General features: G+C 64.1%; 13 protein-coding genes. 5 read left to right on the top strand and 8 right to left on the bottom strand.

Going from position 1 to position 15,758, the window contains the following annotated elements; translation table 11 throughout:
• Nucleotides 1-263: 263 nt before the first annotated feature.
• From adk to lpxK, 4 genes are all read right to left on the bottom strand, one after another.
• A complete protein-coding gene (gene adk, locus BPHYT_RS15885) occupies nt 264-929 on the bottom strand; it encodes an adenylate kinase (RefSeq protein WP_012434161.1) in 666 nt (221 codons plus the stop codon).
• Between the two features lie 208 nt (nt 930-1,137).
• On the bottom strand, nt 1,138-1,938 hold the full coding sequence (gene kdsB, locus BPHYT_RS15880; protein ID WP_012434160.1) for a 3-deoxy-manno-octulosonate cytidylyltransferase: 801 nt from the start codon (nt 1,936-1,938) through the stop codon (nt 1,138-1,140).
• A 149-nt stretch (nt 1,939-2,087) separates the two neighbouring features.
• Entirely contained in the window at nt 2,088-2,291 is a 204-nt protein-coding gene (locus BPHYT_RS15875) for a Trm112 family protein (RefSeq protein ID WP_007180583.1), read from the bottom strand.
• Nucleotides 2,272-3,288, bottom strand: a complete 1,017-nt coding sequence (gene lpxK, locus BPHYT_RS15870; RefSeq protein WP_012434159.1) for a tetraacyldisaccharide 4'-kinase — start codon at nt 3,286-3,288, stop codon at nt 2,272-2,274. The genes BPHYT_RS15875 and lpxK overlap by 20 nt, the downstream gene beginning before the upstream one ends.
• A 566-nt stretch (nt 3,289-3,854) precedes the next feature.
• On the opposite strand from lpxK, the gene xseA reads away from it, so the two are divergent.
• From xseA to BPHYT_RS15850, 4 genes are all read left to right on the top strand, one after another.
• Nucleotides 3,855-5,234 carry an exodeoxyribonuclease VII large subunit gene (gene xseA, locus BPHYT_RS15865; protein ID WP_012434158.1) on the top strand — a complete coding sequence of 460 codons (1,380 nt, stop codon included), beginning with the start codon at nt 3,855-3,857 and terminating at the stop codon, nt 5,232-5,234.
• A gap of 219 nt (nt 5,235-5,453) precedes the next feature.
• Entirely contained in the window at nt 5,454-6,032 is a 579-nt protein-coding gene (locus tag BPHYT_RS15860; RefSeq protein WP_012434157.1) for a superoxide dismutase, read from the top strand.
• Between the two features lie 391 nt (nt 6,033-6,423).
• Nucleotides 6,424-6,999: a YMGG-like glycine zipper-containing protein gene (locus tag BPHYT_RS15855; RefSeq protein ID WP_041759032.1), complete on the top strand. Its 576-nt coding sequence runs from the start codon at nt 6,424-6,426 to the stop codon at nt 6,997-6,999.
• Nucleotides 7,000-7,259: 260 nt separating this feature from the next.
• On the top strand, nt 7,260-9,050 hold the full coding sequence (locus BPHYT_RS15850; protein ID WP_012434155.1) for a hypothetical protein: 1,791 nt from the start codon (nt 7,260-7,262) through the stop codon (nt 9,048-9,050).
• Nucleotides 9,051-9,159: 109 nt separating this feature from the next.
• Here BPHYT_RS15850 and BPHYT_RS15845 read toward each other — a convergent pair whose 3' ends face one another.
• Nucleotides 9,160-10,596 (bottom strand): NYN domain-containing protein, encoded by a 1,437-nt coding sequence (locus BPHYT_RS15845; protein ID WP_012434154.1) that lies wholly within the window; start codon nt 10,594-10,596, stop codon nt 9,160-9,162.
• A 243-nt stretch (nt 10,597-10,839) separates the two neighbouring features.
• Nucleotides 10,840-11,487 carry an ATP-dependent Clp endopeptidase proteolytic subunit ClpP gene (gene clpP / locus BPHYT_RS15840; protein WP_012434153.1) on the bottom strand — a complete coding sequence of 216 codons (648 nt, stop codon included), beginning with the start codon at nt 11,485-11,487 and terminating at the stop codon, nt 10,840-10,842.
• 295 nt (nt 11,488-11,782) lie between these two features.
• On the opposite strand from clpP, the gene BPHYT_RS15835 reads away from it, so the two are divergent.
• Nucleotides 11,783-12,769 (top strand): sigma-70 family RNA polymerase sigma factor, encoded by a 987-nt coding sequence (locus tag BPHYT_RS15835; protein WP_012434152.1) that lies wholly within the window; start codon nt 11,783-11,785, stop codon nt 12,767-12,769.
• Here BPHYT_RS15835 and BPHYT_RS15830 read toward each other — a convergent pair.
• Nucleotides 12,725-13,999 (bottom strand): EAL domain-containing protein, encoded by a 1,275-nt coding sequence (locus tag BPHYT_RS15830; protein ID WP_041759031.1) that lies wholly within the window; start codon nt 13,997-13,999, stop codon nt 12,725-12,727. The genes BPHYT_RS15835 and BPHYT_RS15830 overlap by 45 nt on opposite strands.
• Nucleotides 14,000-14,251: 252 nt before the next feature.
• Nucleotides 14,252-15,637: a multidrug transporter subunit MdtD gene (gene mdtD, locus BPHYT_RS15825; RefSeq protein WP_238535660.1), complete on the bottom strand. Its 1,386-nt coding sequence runs from the start codon at nt 15,635-15,637 to the stop codon at nt 14,252-14,254.
• Between the last annotated feature and the right edge of the window lie 121 nt (nt 15,638-15,758).

Raw genomic sequence — 15,758 nt, 5'->3', positions numbered from 1 at the left:
CTTTGCTACGGTTCAGTAATGTCTGGATCGAATATCTTTTCGATGACCGATTGTAACGGCTATGCTGCGATGCGGAAAGCACAGCGGTCAGGCGGAAAATTGCACGCGCGGGCGGCGTGCACACAGAGCAAATCGCTACGGATGGCTAATCAATGCCAAGTGCGGGCAAGGAGAAACCATTACTGCACGCGAACCATCCGCCGCATAAAAAAACCCGCCGGCAAGGGCGGGTTTTCCTGAAGCGAACACAAACTGAAACGAGCTTACTTCAACGCCTCGAACGCACGGTCACGAATTTCGTCGACGCTGCCGAGACCGGAAATACGCCGGTACTGCGGCGCGGTCAACGGAGTCGACGAATCGCCGTTCTTCGCCCAGGTGTTGTAATACTCGATCAGCGGCTTGGTTTGCGCCTCGTACACTTCCAGACGCTTCTTGACGGTTTCTTCCTTGTCGTCGTCGCGCTGGATCAGCGGTTCGCCGGTCATGTCGTCCACACCTTCGACCTTCGGCGGATTGAACTTGACGTGATACGTACGGCCCGACGCGGCGTGCGAGCGGCGGCCGCTCATGCGCAAGATGATCTCGTCGAACGGCACGTCGATTTCCAGCACGTAGTCGATCGGAACGCCGGCCTGCTTCATGGCTTCAGCTTGCGGAATGGTGCGCGGAAAACCGTCGAACAGATAGCCGTTCGCGCAGTCCGGCTGCTGCAGACGCTCTTTCACCAGATTGATGATCAGCTCGTCCGTGACCAGCTCGCCGGCATCCATGAAGCGCTTCGCTTCGAGGCCGAGCGGCGTGCCGGCCTTGACGGCCGCGCGCAGCATGTCGCCAGTGGAAATCTGCGGAATGCCGAATTTTTCCTTGATGAAGTTTGCCTGAGTGCCCTTGCCCGCGCCGGGTGCACCCAAAAGGATCAAACGCATGTGATATCTCCAGATCTATGTAAATTCTTTGGCGGCGCTGCGGACATCCCACGAAAAGCCGAGGGACCCGCATCGGCTGCCGTTCGGGTCTCGCGCTGCACGTGACGACGGCGCTGCAAGACGGTAACGGCGCGACCGGGCAAACCCTGGCTCTCGCACGTAGCGGGAGGCGCGCACAACCGTCCGATTATGCCATGGGTTTTTACGCTCAAGACCCGAATAAAGCCTGCACGCGCGCGAGATCGGCGGGTGTGTCCACACCGGGCAGCGGCACCTCGTGCGTGACGAGCACGGCGATCCGCTCGCCGTGCCACATCGCGCGCAATTGTTCGAGCGCTTCGACCTGTTCGATCGGCGAAATCGCGAGGCTGGGGTACGTGCGCAGGAATTGCGCGCGATAGGCGTACAGCCCGATATGCCGATGAACCACCGCGGGCGCATGAGGTGCGGGCATCGACGCGACATTCGGCCAGTGCGGCTGGTAGGCGTCGCGTGCCCACGGAATCGGCGCGCGCGAAAAATACAGCGCTACGCCGCGCGCGTCGAGTACGACCTTGACGACGTTCGGGTTGAAAATTTCAGCGGGGTCGGTGATCGGATGCGCAGCGGTGGCGATCGCGCAGCCGTGGCTTGCCGCAAGGTGCGACGCAACGCCGCACACGAGCGCTGGATCGATCAGCGGTTCGTCGCCCTGCACGTTGACCACAATCGTGTCGTCGCTCCAGCCGAACTGCGCCGCGACTTCCGCGAGACGGTCCGTGCCCGACGGATGGTCCGCGCGCGTCAACACGGCTTCGAAGCCGTGATCGCGGGCGGCGTCGAGCACCGCTTGCGCGTCCGAGGCGACCAGCACCTGCTGCGCGCCCGATTCGCGCGCGCGTTCGGCGACCCGCACCACCATCGGCTTGCCGCCGATGTCGGCGAGCGGCTTGTTGGGCAGACGCGTCGAAGCGAGCCGGGCCGGCACGACGGCGATAAACGGGGGAGTGGCGGTGTTGGGGTGGGTCATCGGCAGGACAGGCACAAAGACGGGCGGCGATGAAGCCGGAGGAACGCGGCCGCGCATGCAGCGCGGCTGCGCACGGGCAAGGCGGCGAATGCGGAAAGCGCCACGCGGCACGCCTCAAACACGGCCGCCGCGCGCGAGGGCGGTTTGGCTCAGGCCACGGAGCCCGGATTCAGATCGACTGGCGTGCCTTCCACGGTCTGCCGTGCTTCGTCGACCAGCATGACGGGAATGCCGTCACGGATCGGATAGGCCAGCTTGTCCGCATTGCAGATCAGCTCCTGCGCGGCGCGATCATAGCTGAGCGGGCCCTTGCAGATCGGGCAAACGAGAATTTCAAGCAGGCGAGCGTCCACGGACTTTCTCCACAACTAATGCAATGAGGCGATGATCGAGCGCGGCTTCGACCGGGACTACCCAGATGCGCGCGTCGTGCCAGGACCCTAATTTTACCGCATCCTTTTCCGTTATCAGGATGGCGTCGGCGTCAACATCGGTAAAAGGATTGCGCTCGAACGCGTAGTGATCGGGCAGCGCGCGGGTGGCGGGCGTGAGACCGGCGGCGCGCAGCGTGGCGAAAAAACGCTCCGGCGCGCCGATGCCGGCCGCGGCCAGCACGCGATCGCCGCTGAATTGCGCGAGCGGACGGCGCAACGCCGGATTGTCCAGATGCCACGCATCGGCGGGCGCGAGTTGCAGCGCGAAGGTATTCGGCCACGCCGGCAGTGTGCGTGCATACGGATCGTTGATGAGCGTCGCGTCGCGGCGGCGCGACAGCGGCTCGCGCAGCGGTCCGGCCGGCAGCAGGAAACCGTTGCCGCCGAGCCGGTGATCGAACACGACGAGTTCGGCGTCGCGTTTGAGCCGGTAATGCTGCAAACCGTCGTCGCTCACGATCACGTCGACTTCGCGGTGCGCGGCGCACAGCGCCTGCGCGGCCGCCACGCGATCCGGACAGACCCACACCGGCGCGCCGGTGCGGCGCGCGATCAGAAGCGGCTCGTCGCCGCCGACACTTGCCGCCGAGGTCGGCGTGACGCGCGTCGGCGATTTCACGCGCGCGCCGTAGCCGCGCGACACGACGCCGGGTTTGAAGCCCGCGGCGCGTAACGCCTCGACCAGCGCGATCACGGTCGGCGTCTTGCCGGTGCCGCCGACGGTCACATTGCCGACCACCACCACGGGCACACCGATGCGAACCGATTTCAACCAGCCGAACGAAAAGGCGGCGCGGCGCGCGGCGGCAATCGCGCCGAACACGCAGGCGAGCGGCGACAGCGCCCATGCGAGCGGCCCGCGCTGCTGCCATTCGCGCGCGAGGCGTGCCTCCAAACGGTTGCTGACGTCGCTCATGGGCACGTCGTGCCAACGACCGGCGCGCCGGTCTGGCAAAGCCAGCCGGACGGCGGCGTGAAGGAGCTAGGCGCAATACGCGGGGCAAGCATCAACGCGGTTCTCCGGACTATCGAAAGTGAGGCGAAATGAATCTGGCGGGCGTGGCGGCGCACTTGTGCAGTGTGCCGCAATGCTGGACGCCGCGGGGCGTTCGGCATGCCGTCGAACCCGCCACTCTAGCGCGCTGGCGTCCCGCCCGGCAAGTCGCGCGCCCTGTGCCGCGCGACGAAATCGCGCTTCAAGCGTCGCTTACAGCCTGTGGATAACTTTGTGGAGAACCTGCCGCCCGACAGGCGGAGAGGGCCGTTCCGCGCGCCCGGTATCGGCAATCATTCTCTTTAGTGGAATGTAAACGCCATATAAATCAACGACATGCCTGGAATTCATGCGGCTGGGCGGGCGATCTGGCGGGATCTGTCTGGCCGGTCCCGCCATGTGGACACTTTTAACAATTCGAGCGTCGCGCTGGACGGCGATGGCCGGTCGGTCTATCGTCTGTCCGGCCAGCCACACTTATTCCTCGCATGAATCCCGAAAGCCCTTTTTTCTCGTCGGCTGCGCCCGGCGGTGAAGTCGTCGTTCCCGTTTCGGCGCTCAATCGCGCGATCGGCACGATGCTCGAACGTTCGTTTCCTCTCGTCTGGGTTGCCGGCGAAGTGTCGAACTTCACGCGCGCCGCGAGCGGTCATTGGTATTTCTCGATCAAGGACGCGCAAGCGCAGATGCGCTGCGTGATGTTCCGCGGACGCGCTCAATACGCCGAATTCACCCCGCGCGAGGGCGACCGCATCGAAGTGCGCGCGCTGGTGACGATGTACGAGCCGCGCGGCGAACTGCAACTGAATGTGGAAGCGGTGCGGCGCACCGGACAAGGGCGGCTCTACGAAGCGTTCCTCCGGTTGAAAGCGCAGCTCGAAGCCGAGGGTCTCTTTGCCGCCGAACGCAAACGCGCGCTGCCGTCGCACCCGCGTTCTATCGGCATCGTCACGTCGTTGCAGGCCGCGGCGTTGCGCGACGTCCTGACCACGCTGTCGCGGCGCGCCCCGCACATTCCGGTGATCGTCTATCCGGCGCCGGTGCAGGGCGTCGGCGTGAGCAGCAAGCTCGCGGCGATGGTCGACGCCGCCAACGCAAGGCGCGAGGTCGACGTGCTGATCGTGTGCCGCGGCGGCGGCTCGATCGAAGACCTGTGGGCGTTCAACGAAGAAGTGCTGGCGCGCGCGATCGCGGAAAGCGCGATTCCCGTGGTGAGCGGCGTGGGCCACGAAACCGATTTCACGATCGCCGATTTCGCCGCGGACGTGCGCGCGCCGACACCGACCGGCGCCGCCGAACTCGTCAGTCCGCAGCGCGTGCTGCTGTTGCGCGAACTGGACCAGCGTCACGCGACGCTCGCGCGCGGTTTCGGCCGCATGATGGAGCGGCGTGCCCAGCAACTCGACTGGCTCGCGCGCCGGCTGGTGTCGCCGGCCGAGCGGCTTGCGCGGCAACGCACGCATTTGCAGCAATTGAGCGTGCGGCTCGCCTCGGCGGGCGCGCGTCCGGCGCGTGACGCGCGAGCGCGGTTTTCGCTGCTGCAGATGCGCTGGCAGCGCTGGCGTCCGGATCTCGCCGGGCATCAGGTGAAACTCGGCAATCTCTCGCAACGCTTGGACGCAGCTTTATTACGTCAGCATGAACGTCAGACCGCGCGCATCGACACGCTTGCCGCACGTCTCGAAGTGCTGAGTCCGCAGCGTACGCTCGAGCGTGGCTATGCAGCGGTGCTTGACGCCCAGAGCGGGCGAGCGGTGCGCGCGCCGTCGTCGTTGAAGCCGGGGCGGCGTCTCACGGTGCATCTCGCGGAGGGCGCCGCGGACATCGCGCTGGCCGATGTGCAAGCACGTCTGACCGACGGTTTCTGACACTTCGCCGACGGCATCCGTTGCCGTACTTTTGACTGTTGCGAGGGTGGGGCACACTGCGTCAACAAGCATTAATTGCGGCGTGAATGCGGCATGTTCGCCGATGCCGGGCATAAAGTCCGTTGGTTTGCGGGGTTATTCCAACTCGCCTACAATCGAGTGCTCAAAAGCGTTATCCGCAGACTCCCCCACAACAGATACAGACACAAGGAAAGCACCATGGAACATACGCTCCCGCCGCTGCCGTTCGCGAAAAACGCACTCGTTCCGCACATGTCGGAAGAGACGCTCGAATATCACTACGGCAAGCATCACCAGACCTATGTGACCAACCTGAACAATCTGATCAAGGGCACGGAGTTCGAGAACCTGTCGCTTGAAGAAATCGTCAAGAAGGCATCGGGCGGCGTGTTCAACAACGCGGCTCAAGTGTGGAACCACACGTTCTTCTGGAACAGCCTGTCGCCGCAAGGTGGCGGTGCACCGACCGGCGCGCTCGCCGACGCGATCAACGCCAAGTGGGGTTCGTTCGACAAGTTCAAGGAAGAGTTCGCCAAGACCGCAGTCGGCACGTTCGGCTCGGGCTGGGCATGGCTGGTGAAGAAGGCCGACGGTTCGCTCGACCTGGTGTCGACGAGCAACGCCGCTACCCCGCTGACCACCGACGCGAAAGCACTGCTGACGATCGACGTGTGGGAACACGCTTACTACATCGATTACCGCAATGCGCGTCCGAAGTTCGTCGAAGCGTACTGGAACATCGCCAACTGGGATTTCGCGTCGAAGAACTTCGCGTGAGATTGCCGGTGAGTTTGAACGTGGCGCTTGAGGCTGGGTGATCCGGTCACGGCGTCGAGTGTCAGGCTCCGCAGCAGGTGCAGGAAGAAAAGCCCTCGAATGCGAGGGCTTTTCTTTTTCCTGGCGTGCTTGCAGTCGTGCAAAAGTGCGTCGAAGAGTCTCGAACGGTTTCGATGCTTCTCGCGCCGGAAATGCATAGGATTGCTTTTCACGCGACACAACGCGTGAATCTTTGTCACAGTTGGTAACGGCACCGCAGCTTCCAACCGGCATTCAGCCTGCCGATGGCGCGTCCGGATGCCGGCGGAAAAAATACGGTAACTATCTCGTAAACAAAGCGGTCGCAAATTGGCCTAACGTATGTTTCCCCTATGAAGAAATGTGCGCCACCATGATCTCAAGTCCTAAATCGATACGCGTCGCACTGCCTGTGGCAGCGGTCGCACTGGCGCTCCTCGGCGGTTGCGCGGTGGTGCCCCCGAGCGCGCCTTCCATCGTCGCGCTGCCGCGCAGCGGCGAGCCGCTCAATCAGTTCCAGCAAGACGACTACACCTGCCGCGACTACGCTTATCGCTCGACCAACGCGACCGGCGCCTCGCAGGCCGCGACCACGAACAGCGTCAATAGCGCGGCTCTTGGCACGCTAGGCGGTGCCGCCGTTGGGGCGCTGATTGGCGCGGCGGCGGGCAATGCCGGCGCGGGTGCGGCCATTGGCGCGGGCAGCGGTTTGCTGGTCGGCGGCGCCGCCGGCGCGAACGGCGCGCAGTATGCCGGCGGCAGCCTTCAGGCGCAGTACGATGCGGCGTACGCGCAGTGCATGACGTCGAAGGGCAACACGATTTCGCAGCCGCAGATGCCGGTCTATGCGCCGCAGCCTGTGTACGCGCCGCAACCGGTATATGTTGCTCCGCCGCCGCGTTATTACGGGCCGCCGCCGGTAATGTATACCCCCTATCCGTACTACTGATCGAATGCCGCCGAGCGTCTGCGTTCACTGAATCGCGTCGCCGTCATGTATTGCCTCGCATGGCGGAGAGAGGCGACACGATGGCGATAAACGCCTTTGCAAACGGCGTACGGTTATTTAGCCGTATGGGCGATGAATGTATTCAGCGAGCGGGAGACGCGCGTGGCGGACTCCTCTCTTACGGCTCGCGACGCGAGTCAAGGCGCGCACCGTTCGTTGTGCGGAGCTGACCGTCGCGTCGTTCAGGAGACGAGGCGAACATGCGAATCTCGCAAGCTGGCGTTGAGACTTCCGGGCTAGGCGCATGGACCCGTCGGGGCACGATAGTGGCGCTGATCGCCGTCGCCTCGTGTTTTGCGTCGTGTGGCGGTGGTGGTTCGGGCGGCACCTCCGGCGTGTCGTCCGGGTCGGCGAGCGGAAGCGGAAGTGGCACGTCGGGCGGTACGGGTTCGGGCACGGGCAGCGGTTCGACCACCGGCACAGGCACAGGCACTGGCACAGGCACTGGGACGAACGGCACGGGCAATACGCCGTCGGCAGTGACGGCTTACGCCACCGACGTCCTCATGCATCACAACGATCTCGGCCGCACCGGTCAGATGCTCGCCGAGACCACGCTCACGCTGGCGAACGTCAATTCGGCGAGCTTCGGCAAAGTCGCGTTTCTTGCCGCGGACGGTAAAGTCGACGGCCAGCCTCTCTTCGTCACCGGCCTGCCGATCGGCGGCACGGCGCACGACGTGGTGTACGTGGTCACCGAACACGATAGCGTCTACGCCTACGACGCCAACTCGTTCGCGCAGCTCTGGAAGGTCTCGCTGATCGGCAGCGGCGAAGTGCCCAGCGACGACCACGGCTGCCAGGACATCACCCCCGAAATCGGCATTACGTCGACGCCGGTCATCGACCGCAATCGCGGCACGAACGGCGTGCTGTATGCCGTTGCGATGACGAAGGACAGTGGCGGCGGCTACCATCACCGGCTGCACGCGCTCGATCTGGCGACCGGCGCCGAAGTGCTCGGCGGCCCGACGGAAATCGCGGCGACTTATCCGGGCAACGGCGCGGGCAGCGTCAACGGCGTGATTACCTTCAACCCGTCGCTGCACACGGAGCGCGCGGCACTCACGCTGGTCGGCGGCAACATCTATATGGGTTGGACCGCGCACTGCATGGGAGGCTCGTACACGGGCTGGATGATGGCCTATAGCGCCGACACGCTGAAACAGACGAGCGTGCTCAACATCACGCCGAACGGCAGCCAGGGCTCGATCTGGATGGCCGGCTCGGGTATGGCGTCGGACGGCACGTCGCTCTATGTCGTGGACGGCAACGGCACGTTCGGCACCACGCTGAATGCGGCGGGTTTTCCCGCGGACGGCGACTATGGCGACTCCATGATGAAGCTTTCGTTGGGCAACCTGCAGGTCACCGACTATTTCGCGATGTCGGACGTGGTCACGCAAGCGGCCACCGACAACGACTTCGGCTCGGGCGGCGCGATGGTGTTGCCGGACCAGACCACGGCGAGTGGCGTGGTCAAGCATCTGGCGGTGGCGGCCGGCAAGGACAACCATATCTACGTTGTCGATCGCGATTCGATGGGCAAATTCAACCCGACGTCGAACAATATCTGGCAGGAGCTGATCGGTACGCTGGCGGGAGGCATTTGGGGATCGCCGGCTTACTACAACGGCGTGGTCTATTACGGCGGCCTGAACGACAACCTGAAGGCGCTGCCGATCTCGGGGGCATTCCTTGCGACGACTGCCGCGTCGAGGAGCCCGAGCACGTTCCCGTATCCGGGGGCGACGCCGGCCGTGTCGGCGAACGGCACGAGCAACGGGATTGTCTGGGCGGCGGAAAACGGCACGACCGGCGCTTTGCATGCCTATAACGCCGGCAATCTTGCGGTCGAGTTGTACAACAGCAATCAAGCCGGCACGCGAGATCAATGGGGCGCGGGCAACAAATTCATCACGCCGATGATCGCGCGCGGCAAGGTGTATGTCGGCGCGACCAATGGCGTCGCGGTGTTCGGGCTGTTGTGAGCGAAAGGGATCGCGAATGCCGTGTGTTTGCCGCAGAGCTTGTGTAGCGAGAGTTTGTGTAGCGGCACCCACATCGGCGCCGCTACACGTCACGCCGAATGCATGACACTCACTCCGCGTCGCTCGTCGCGGCGGTCTTACGCGGACGACGACTGCGCGCCGCAGTTTTGCGCGCGGCCTTTTTTGCGGGCGCGGGCGCTTCTTCCGCTGCGGCAGTCGCGGCCGGCGCCTCAGCAGGCGCTGCGATCTCCGGAATGTCGTCGATGCTTCGCGGCGCGGCCTTCTTCGCTTTCTTTGCAGCCGTCTTGCGTGGCGCGCGTTCATTGCGGCGCTTGGGCTGCCTCGCGCTTGTATCCCGCTCGTCTGGCGGGCTTTCGGAAGTGTCCAGTTCTTCGGCCGTCACGGTTTCCGGTTCCGACCAAGGTGCTTCCGGCAGCTCAAAAATGAACTGGGCATTTTCCGGCGTTTGCGCGTGCGCTTCGTCCGTTCCAGGTTGAGCGCTGCCGCTCTGTTCGACGGCCGTACGCTCTTCGTGAACGGTCTCCTGTTGGCCGCGTCCTGCTTTGCGATTGCCTCGCCCCCGACGGCGCGACTCGTGTTTGCCGCCAGACTCGGCGATCACCGTTTCCGCGACCTGCGCCTCATACAACTGTTCCGCCGATTCGACGATTTCAGCGGGCTCGCCCGTGTTGTCGCCGGCCACGTTCGCAGCCGTGCTCCGATAGACATACGCGCCGGACTTCTCGTCGCGGCCGAACTCGAGCAGCCCGCGAGCATGCGCTTCTTCGAGCAGATTGCCGAAAGCGCGAAAGCCGTAGTACGTCTCGTTGAAATCCGGCTTGCGGCGCTTGATTGCGTTCTTCAGCACCGACGCCCAGATCTTGCCGCTGTCGCCGCGTTCGGAGGCGAGCGCGTCGAACGTTTGCACCGCGATCTCGACCGCCTTGGTGCGGCGTTTTTCGAGGTCTTCCTTATTGCGGGTCTTCTCCTCGTCGGGCGCACGCTTGGCCGCCGGCTGGGCGGACTGTTGCGGGCGCGACGACTCGCGCTTGGCGACCGTGCGCTGACTCTCGCGCACGAGGTCGTCATAAAAGAAGAACTCGTCGCAGTTCGCGATCAGCAGATCCGACGTGGATTGCTGCACGCCAACGCCGATCACCTGCTTCGCGTTCTCACGCAGCTTCGACACCAGCGGCGAAAAATCCGAGTCGCCGCTGATGATCACGAACGTATTGACGTGCGATTTCGTGTAGCAGAGGTCGAGCGCGTCGACCACGAGCCGGATATCGGCGGAATTTTTGCCCGATTGGCGCACGTGGGGAATCTCGATCAATTCGAAATTGGCCTCGTGCATCGCGCCTTTGAAACTCTTGTAGCGATCCCAGTCGCAATACGCTTTCTTCACGACGATGCTGCCCTTGAGCAGCAGACGTTCGAGCACCAGCTTGATATCGAACTTGTCGTACTTCGCGTCGCGCACGCCGAGTGCGACGTTTTCGAAGTCGCAGAATAGCGCCATGCTGACGGTTTCGTTGGATGACGCCATGGTTTTCTCCCTTGAAGCGATCGTCGAACTCGACGAATCGCGACCATGATAGCGATTCCAGCGGAGGTGATCAGCTTTTGTGTTCAGGGCGCACCGATGCGCACCGCACGAAACCGCGACGGCGCGCGCTTCTTGTGACGTTCTCCAAGGTTTTTCAGGCCGGTCGACACCGTGCCTGAGCAGTTTCAGGATCGCAGCCCTACGGCGTTGGTTAGCAGTGAGTTCACCATGCGGCCCACCGCGCTACTTATCCATGTGATACGGCGCGACATTCAGCGCAGCGCGTGTCTCCAGCACCTCGTCGACGAGACCGTACGTCTTCGCGGACTGCGCTGACATGAAATTGTCGCGGTCGGTGTCGCGAGCGATTGCCTCGATGCTGCGCCCGGTGCGCTCCGCCATCATGGCGTTCAGCCGCTCTCGCAAATAGAGCACCTCCTTCGCCTGAATCTCGACGTCCGCCGCCGTGCCCTGGCTGCCGCCTGACGGCTGGTGAATCATGATGCGCGCGTTGGGCAGCGCATACCGTTTGCCACGCTGACCCGCGGTCAGCAGAAAGGTGCCCATGCTTGCGGCAAAGCCGGTGCACAGAGTCGACACCTCCGGTTTGATGAACTGCATGGTGTCGTAGATCGCGAGGCCGTCATACACCGAACCGCCCGGCGAATTGATGTAAAAACAAATATCCTTGTCGGGATTCTCGGACTCGAGAAACAGCAACTGCGCGACAATCAGACTGGCCGATTGCTCGTTCACGGGCCCGACCAGGAACACGATGCGCTCGCGCAGCAAACGCGAATAGATGTCGTAGGCGCGCTCGCCGCGGCCCGACTGCTCGATCACGGTGGGCACGAGGCCGAGGCCCGTAATGTTTGGATAGTTGGAATGCATATTGACCTCGCGTATGCGGCCTGGGTGACCGCGGTTTGAGCGGAGCGCATGGCCTCATGGCACGACGCCTCTGACCGTGCCTTCGCCGATCCGGAACCTGCGCATTCTTTGCGCGGGTTGTTGTCCCTATGACGACGCGACGAAGCGCGACGTGACAGAAATATTTTTTTGCGGAGCTGTCACATCGTCGGATGCCCAGCCGTCAAGACAAAAAGAATCAGGATGTCGGTGCGCCCAGTTCACTTCGCAGGCAGGGCAGCGCGCTTTTCACCACGCACGATCTGGAGGTCTACATATGACGGAACAAGGAATCGACAAGGCATCCAGCTTCGAGGCCGCGCGCGCACGCCTGCTTGCGCTGGCGTACCGGATGCTCGGCAGCCGCGCCGAAGCGGAAGACGTGGTGCAGGACGTGGGATTGAAATGGCACCTCGCGGACACGCAGGAACTGCAGGTACCCGCCGCCTGGCTCACCACGATCACCACGCGGGTGGCGATCGACAGGTTACGGCGTGTGCAGCGCGAACGCGCCTCGCAGGCCGCCGGCTGGTTGCCGGAGTTGTGGCTCGACGAGGTGGCGCCATCGGCGGAAGAACTGGCCTTGCGCGCGGCGGAGATGTCCTATGGCGTGATGCTGCTGCTCGAGCGCCTGAAGCCGGACGAACGGGCCGCGTTCGTGCTGCACGAAGCCTTTGATTGCGACTACGCGGAAATCGCCGCCATACTGGAGCGAACGCCGGCGGCCTGCCGGCAGATCGTCCATCGGGCCAAGGCGCGCGTGCAACGCGCGGGTGCGCCGATCGAGCCGCCGGATCCCGCCGCGCATGCGCGGATCGTGGAGCGCTTGCGCACGGTGCTGGAGGCGCAAGATCGGGTCGGTCTATTGCAGCTCTTCAGTGACGCGCCAGAAGTGGTCAGCGACGCGCCTGTGTGCGCAGCTGTGAGCAGGTGCGAACCGGCGGCGGCAGGGTGGATGGACGCGGTAACGTCGCTCGTCGAGCACGCGAGCAACGCGGAGACAGTGTCGGTGGCGGGCACATTGTGTATCGCCTTGCTCTTCGAGGGAGACGTCGTCGGGGTGCTCGACGTCTCCACGAACAACTTGGGAGATGGCTCGACGAAGATCGTCTCCATGCGCGTGGTGACGAGCACGGCGCGTCTGCAGGCCACCAACAGCATGCTGGGCCGTGCGGCGGTCAGGCAACTGCTTGCGCGGATCCAGCAGCGCGCTATGAGCTCAGTTGCGGTGGGCGGCGACTTCCCAGTTGATGTCTACGCATAGCACTTGCGTGCCCGTCGGTGTGTGCGCGGCGATCGAGGCAGTCACGCACAGATGCGCTTCGTTGATGGACAGATAAGGCGGGGTGAGATGCACGTGGCCGGGCGTGCGCATCGCCTGAATAAAGTACGGCCGGCGTTCCCAACTGGCGCCTTCCGAATGCAGAAGCGGGCGGAAACGCTTGGCGCGTTGCGAGGCGCGCCCCGGCGGGAGCACGTTGTCGCCGATCTGCCGGCCCGAGCCGTCGAGCACGAAGCAGCGTGCCGTCTCGCCGAGCATCAGGAGCGGCGCAGTGGCTTGCGCAACGGACTCGCCGGCCACCAGTTGTGCGGCAGCCGTTTCGAGGGCCGTGACATACGGTGCGAGCCGCGCCGATTGTGCGTGTTCACGCGCGGTGACCCGTTCGCGCAGCGCCGCGGAGAGCGAGTCCATCAAACCGGCCGCCGCTTGCGGCTTGACCGGTTCGACGCTCGGGCCCGCGAAGAAGGCGCCTTGCACGAAGTCCACGTTGCATTCGAGCGCGATCAGTGCATCGCGTTCGGTGCTCAGGCCGCCCATCAGCACCAGCTGGCCGGACTCGTGCAGCAGCGAGACGAGGCCCGGCAACACACGCTCAATGTGCGAATGCTCGCTGGCTTGCGCGAGAATGCAGCGGTCGAGCGTGACGATGTCCGGCCGCAGATTCCACACGCGGTCAATGTTCGAATGTTTCGCGCCAAAGCCGTCGAGCGCGATCAGGAAGCCGGACTTACGCAACGCGTCGACGATTTCGGCAAAGCGCGTCGTTTCGCCGCCCGCCTGTTCGGACACTTCGAGCACCACGCGCTGCGGCGGCAGGCCGAGCGCCTTAAGGCCTGCGAGCAGCGCGTCGCCGTAACTGGTGTCCATCAGCGCGGCGGGGTGCAGACTCAGGAAGAGCCATTCGTCGTGACTGTCGAACGCGTTGAAGTTGCCGAGATGCAGCGATTCGGCGAGCCGTCCGAGTTCGAGCAGGTCGCCGCGTCGCGCGGCTTGCGTGAAAACCTCGTGGGACGGCACTTGCAGCGCGTGTTCATCGTGGGCGCGCAGCGACGCGTGATAACCGATCGCGCGCCGGTGCGATACGGAGAAAACTGGCTGGAACACGCTGAAAACGGTGTAGCCGCCGTACAGAACGGTGCGCCGGGAGCCTTCGTCGCCGGCCATTGGGCGCGGCGGCTGGAAGCCGGGAGGATCGAGGTCGATCATGCTCATCATGTCAGTCGTGTGGAGGTGGCTGCGCGCCTGCATGCTCGGCACTGGTTCGCACGCGCAAAATGTGAGTTTACAGGATACGGGAGCAAGAACTATGCGCGTGCGGAAACACAGCACGCATGGCCGATGGTCACACACAGATAAGACGATTGTGCGCCAGTACGGGCGTGAAGACGACGGTCCGCACTTTGCTGGTGCGGCCCGCGCCCCGTTGCGGGTCGGCCGCGGGTCCGGCTGTCAGCCGGCCGCGCATCAGGTTCGTTCGGACGGATCGGTCTTCTTCGCGGGCGTGCGGATGTCCGGCGACAGTTGCGCGAAGATCCACGAGGAGCCTGCCGTGATAATGCCGACACACAGAAACGTCGCGTGGAACGCGGGCAGCGAGTTGGCGGCCGTCACGCGCGGCAGCAGGCCGGTGAAGGTCGCGAGCAGAGCGCCGGCAACGGTCACGCCGAGACTCATCGACAGCATCTGGACCAGCGAAAACAGGCTGTTGCCGCTGCTCGCGCCGCCCGTGCCCAGGTCCTTGAGCGTCAACGTGTTCATCGCGGTGAACTGGATCGAGTTGACGCCGCCAAAGAACGCCAGTTGCACGAGGCGCAGCCACAGCGGCTGGTTGGCGGTGGTAAGCGCGAAGCTCGCCATGGTCAGGCCGACCAGCACCGTGTTGACGATCAGTACGCGTCGATAGCTGTGCTTGATGATCAGGTGCGTCACAAGGCGTTTGGACGCCATGCCCGCAGCCGCCACCGGCAGCATCATCATGCCGGCTTCGAAGGCGCTATAGCCGAGACTCACCTGCAACAGCAGCGGAATCAGATAGGGCATCGCGCCGCTGCCGATCCGCGCGAACAGATTGCCGAGCAGGCCGACGCTGAAGGTATGGATCTTGAAGAGGTCGAGCGAGAAAATCGGCGAGGGCTCGCGCACGGCGTGCAAACCATAGGCGACAAAGCAGGCGAGGCTCAGGATCAGCAGCACCAGAACCGTGGCGTGCTGGATGCCGAACTCGGTACGCCCGTCGAGCGCGAACGAAATCGCCACCATGCCGACAATCAGCAACAGGTAGCCTTTCATGTCGAATTTGCCGACATGTTCGTTCCGGCTATCCGGCATGAAGATGAGCGTGGCAATGCAACCCACGATCCCGACCGGCACGTTGATCAGAAAGATCCAGTGCCACGAGGCGATCTTCACGAGCCAGCCGCCGAGCGTGGGGCCGATCAGCGGGCCGATGAGACCCGGGATCGCCACAAACGAGAGCGCGGGCAAATAGCGTTCGGCCGGAAAGGTACGCAGCACGGCGAGCCGTCCCACCGGCAGCAGCATTGCCCCGCCCACGCCCTGCATGATGCGGAAGGCCACCAGCTGATTCAGCGTATGCGCGTTCGCGCACAGCAACGAGGCGATCGCGAACACGAGGATCGCGCTGAAGAACACGCGGCGTGTGCCGAGCTTGTCGGCGAGCCAGCCGGACACCGGGATCATGACGGCCATCGTCAGCGAATAGGCGATCACTACTGATTGCATGCGCAACGGCAACTCGCCGAGGCTCGTCGCCATCGCGGGGAGCGCGGTGTTGACGATGGTCGAGTCGAGCGTCTGCATGAAGAAGCCAGTGGCGACGACCCACGGCATCACGGTGAGCGAGCGGGGCGAAGGTGGACTGGACGTAGTGGAAGCGGCGGCGGGCGGAGTCGGCGTGGACATGGAGGGCGGCTAGGCGCGCAGGGACGGGCTGGGACTCGCTATTCTAGGG

Source organism: Paraburkholderia phytofirmans PsJN, from assembly GCF_000020125.1.
In the GTDB taxonomy this organism is placed as follows: Bacteria; Pseudomonadota; Gammaproteobacteria; order Burkholderiales; family Burkholderiaceae; genus Paraburkholderia; species Paraburkholderia phytofirmans.
This window is presented reverse-complemented; position numbering and strand designations above follow the sequence as displayed.

Coding starts and splice junctions, on each gene's coding strand:
- adk (WP_012434161.1), bottom strand. CDS start 929: ATGCGTTTGATCCTTTTGGGTGCACCCGGCGCGGGCAAGGGCACTCAG.
- kdsB (WP_012434160.1), bottom strand. CDS start 1,938: ATGACCCACCCCAACACCGCCACTCCCCCGTTTATCGCCGTCGTGCCG.
- lpxK (WP_012434159.1), bottom strand. CDS start 3,288: ATGAGCGACGTCAGCAACCGTTTGGAGGCACGCCTCGCGCGCGAATGG.
- xseA (WP_012434158.1), top strand. CDS start 3,855: ATGAATCCCGAAAGCCCTTTTTTCTCGTCGGCTGCGCCCGGCGGTGAA.
- BPHYT_RS15860 (WP_012434157.1), top strand. CDS start 5,454: ATGGAACATACGCTCCCGCCGCTGCCGTTCGCGAAAAACGCACTCGTT.
- BPHYT_RS15855 (WP_041759032.1), top strand. CDS start 6,424: ATGATCTCAAGTCCTAAATCGATACGCGTCGCACTGCCTGTGGCAGCG.
- BPHYT_RS15850 (WP_012434155.1), top strand. CDS start 7,260: ATGCGAATCTCGCAAGCTGGCGTTGAGACTTCCGGGCTAGGCGCATGG.
- BPHYT_RS15845 (WP_012434154.1), bottom strand. CDS start 10,596: ATGGCGTCATCCAACGAAACCGTCAGCATGGCGCTATTCTGCGACTTC.
- clpP (WP_012434153.1), bottom strand. CDS start 11,487: ATGCATTCCAACTATCCAAACATTACGGGCCTCGGCCTCGTGCCCACC.
- BPHYT_RS15835 (WP_012434152.1), top strand. CDS start 11,783: ATGACGGAACAAGGAATCGACAAGGCATCCAGCTTCGAGGCCGCGCGC.
- BPHYT_RS15830 (WP_041759031.1), bottom strand. CDS start 13,999: ATGAGCATGATCGACCTCGATCCTCCCGGCTTCCAGCCGCCGCGCCCA.
- mdtD (WP_238535660.1), bottom strand. CDS start 15,637: ATGCCGTGGGTCGTCGCCACTGGCTTCTTCATGCAGACGCTCGACTCG.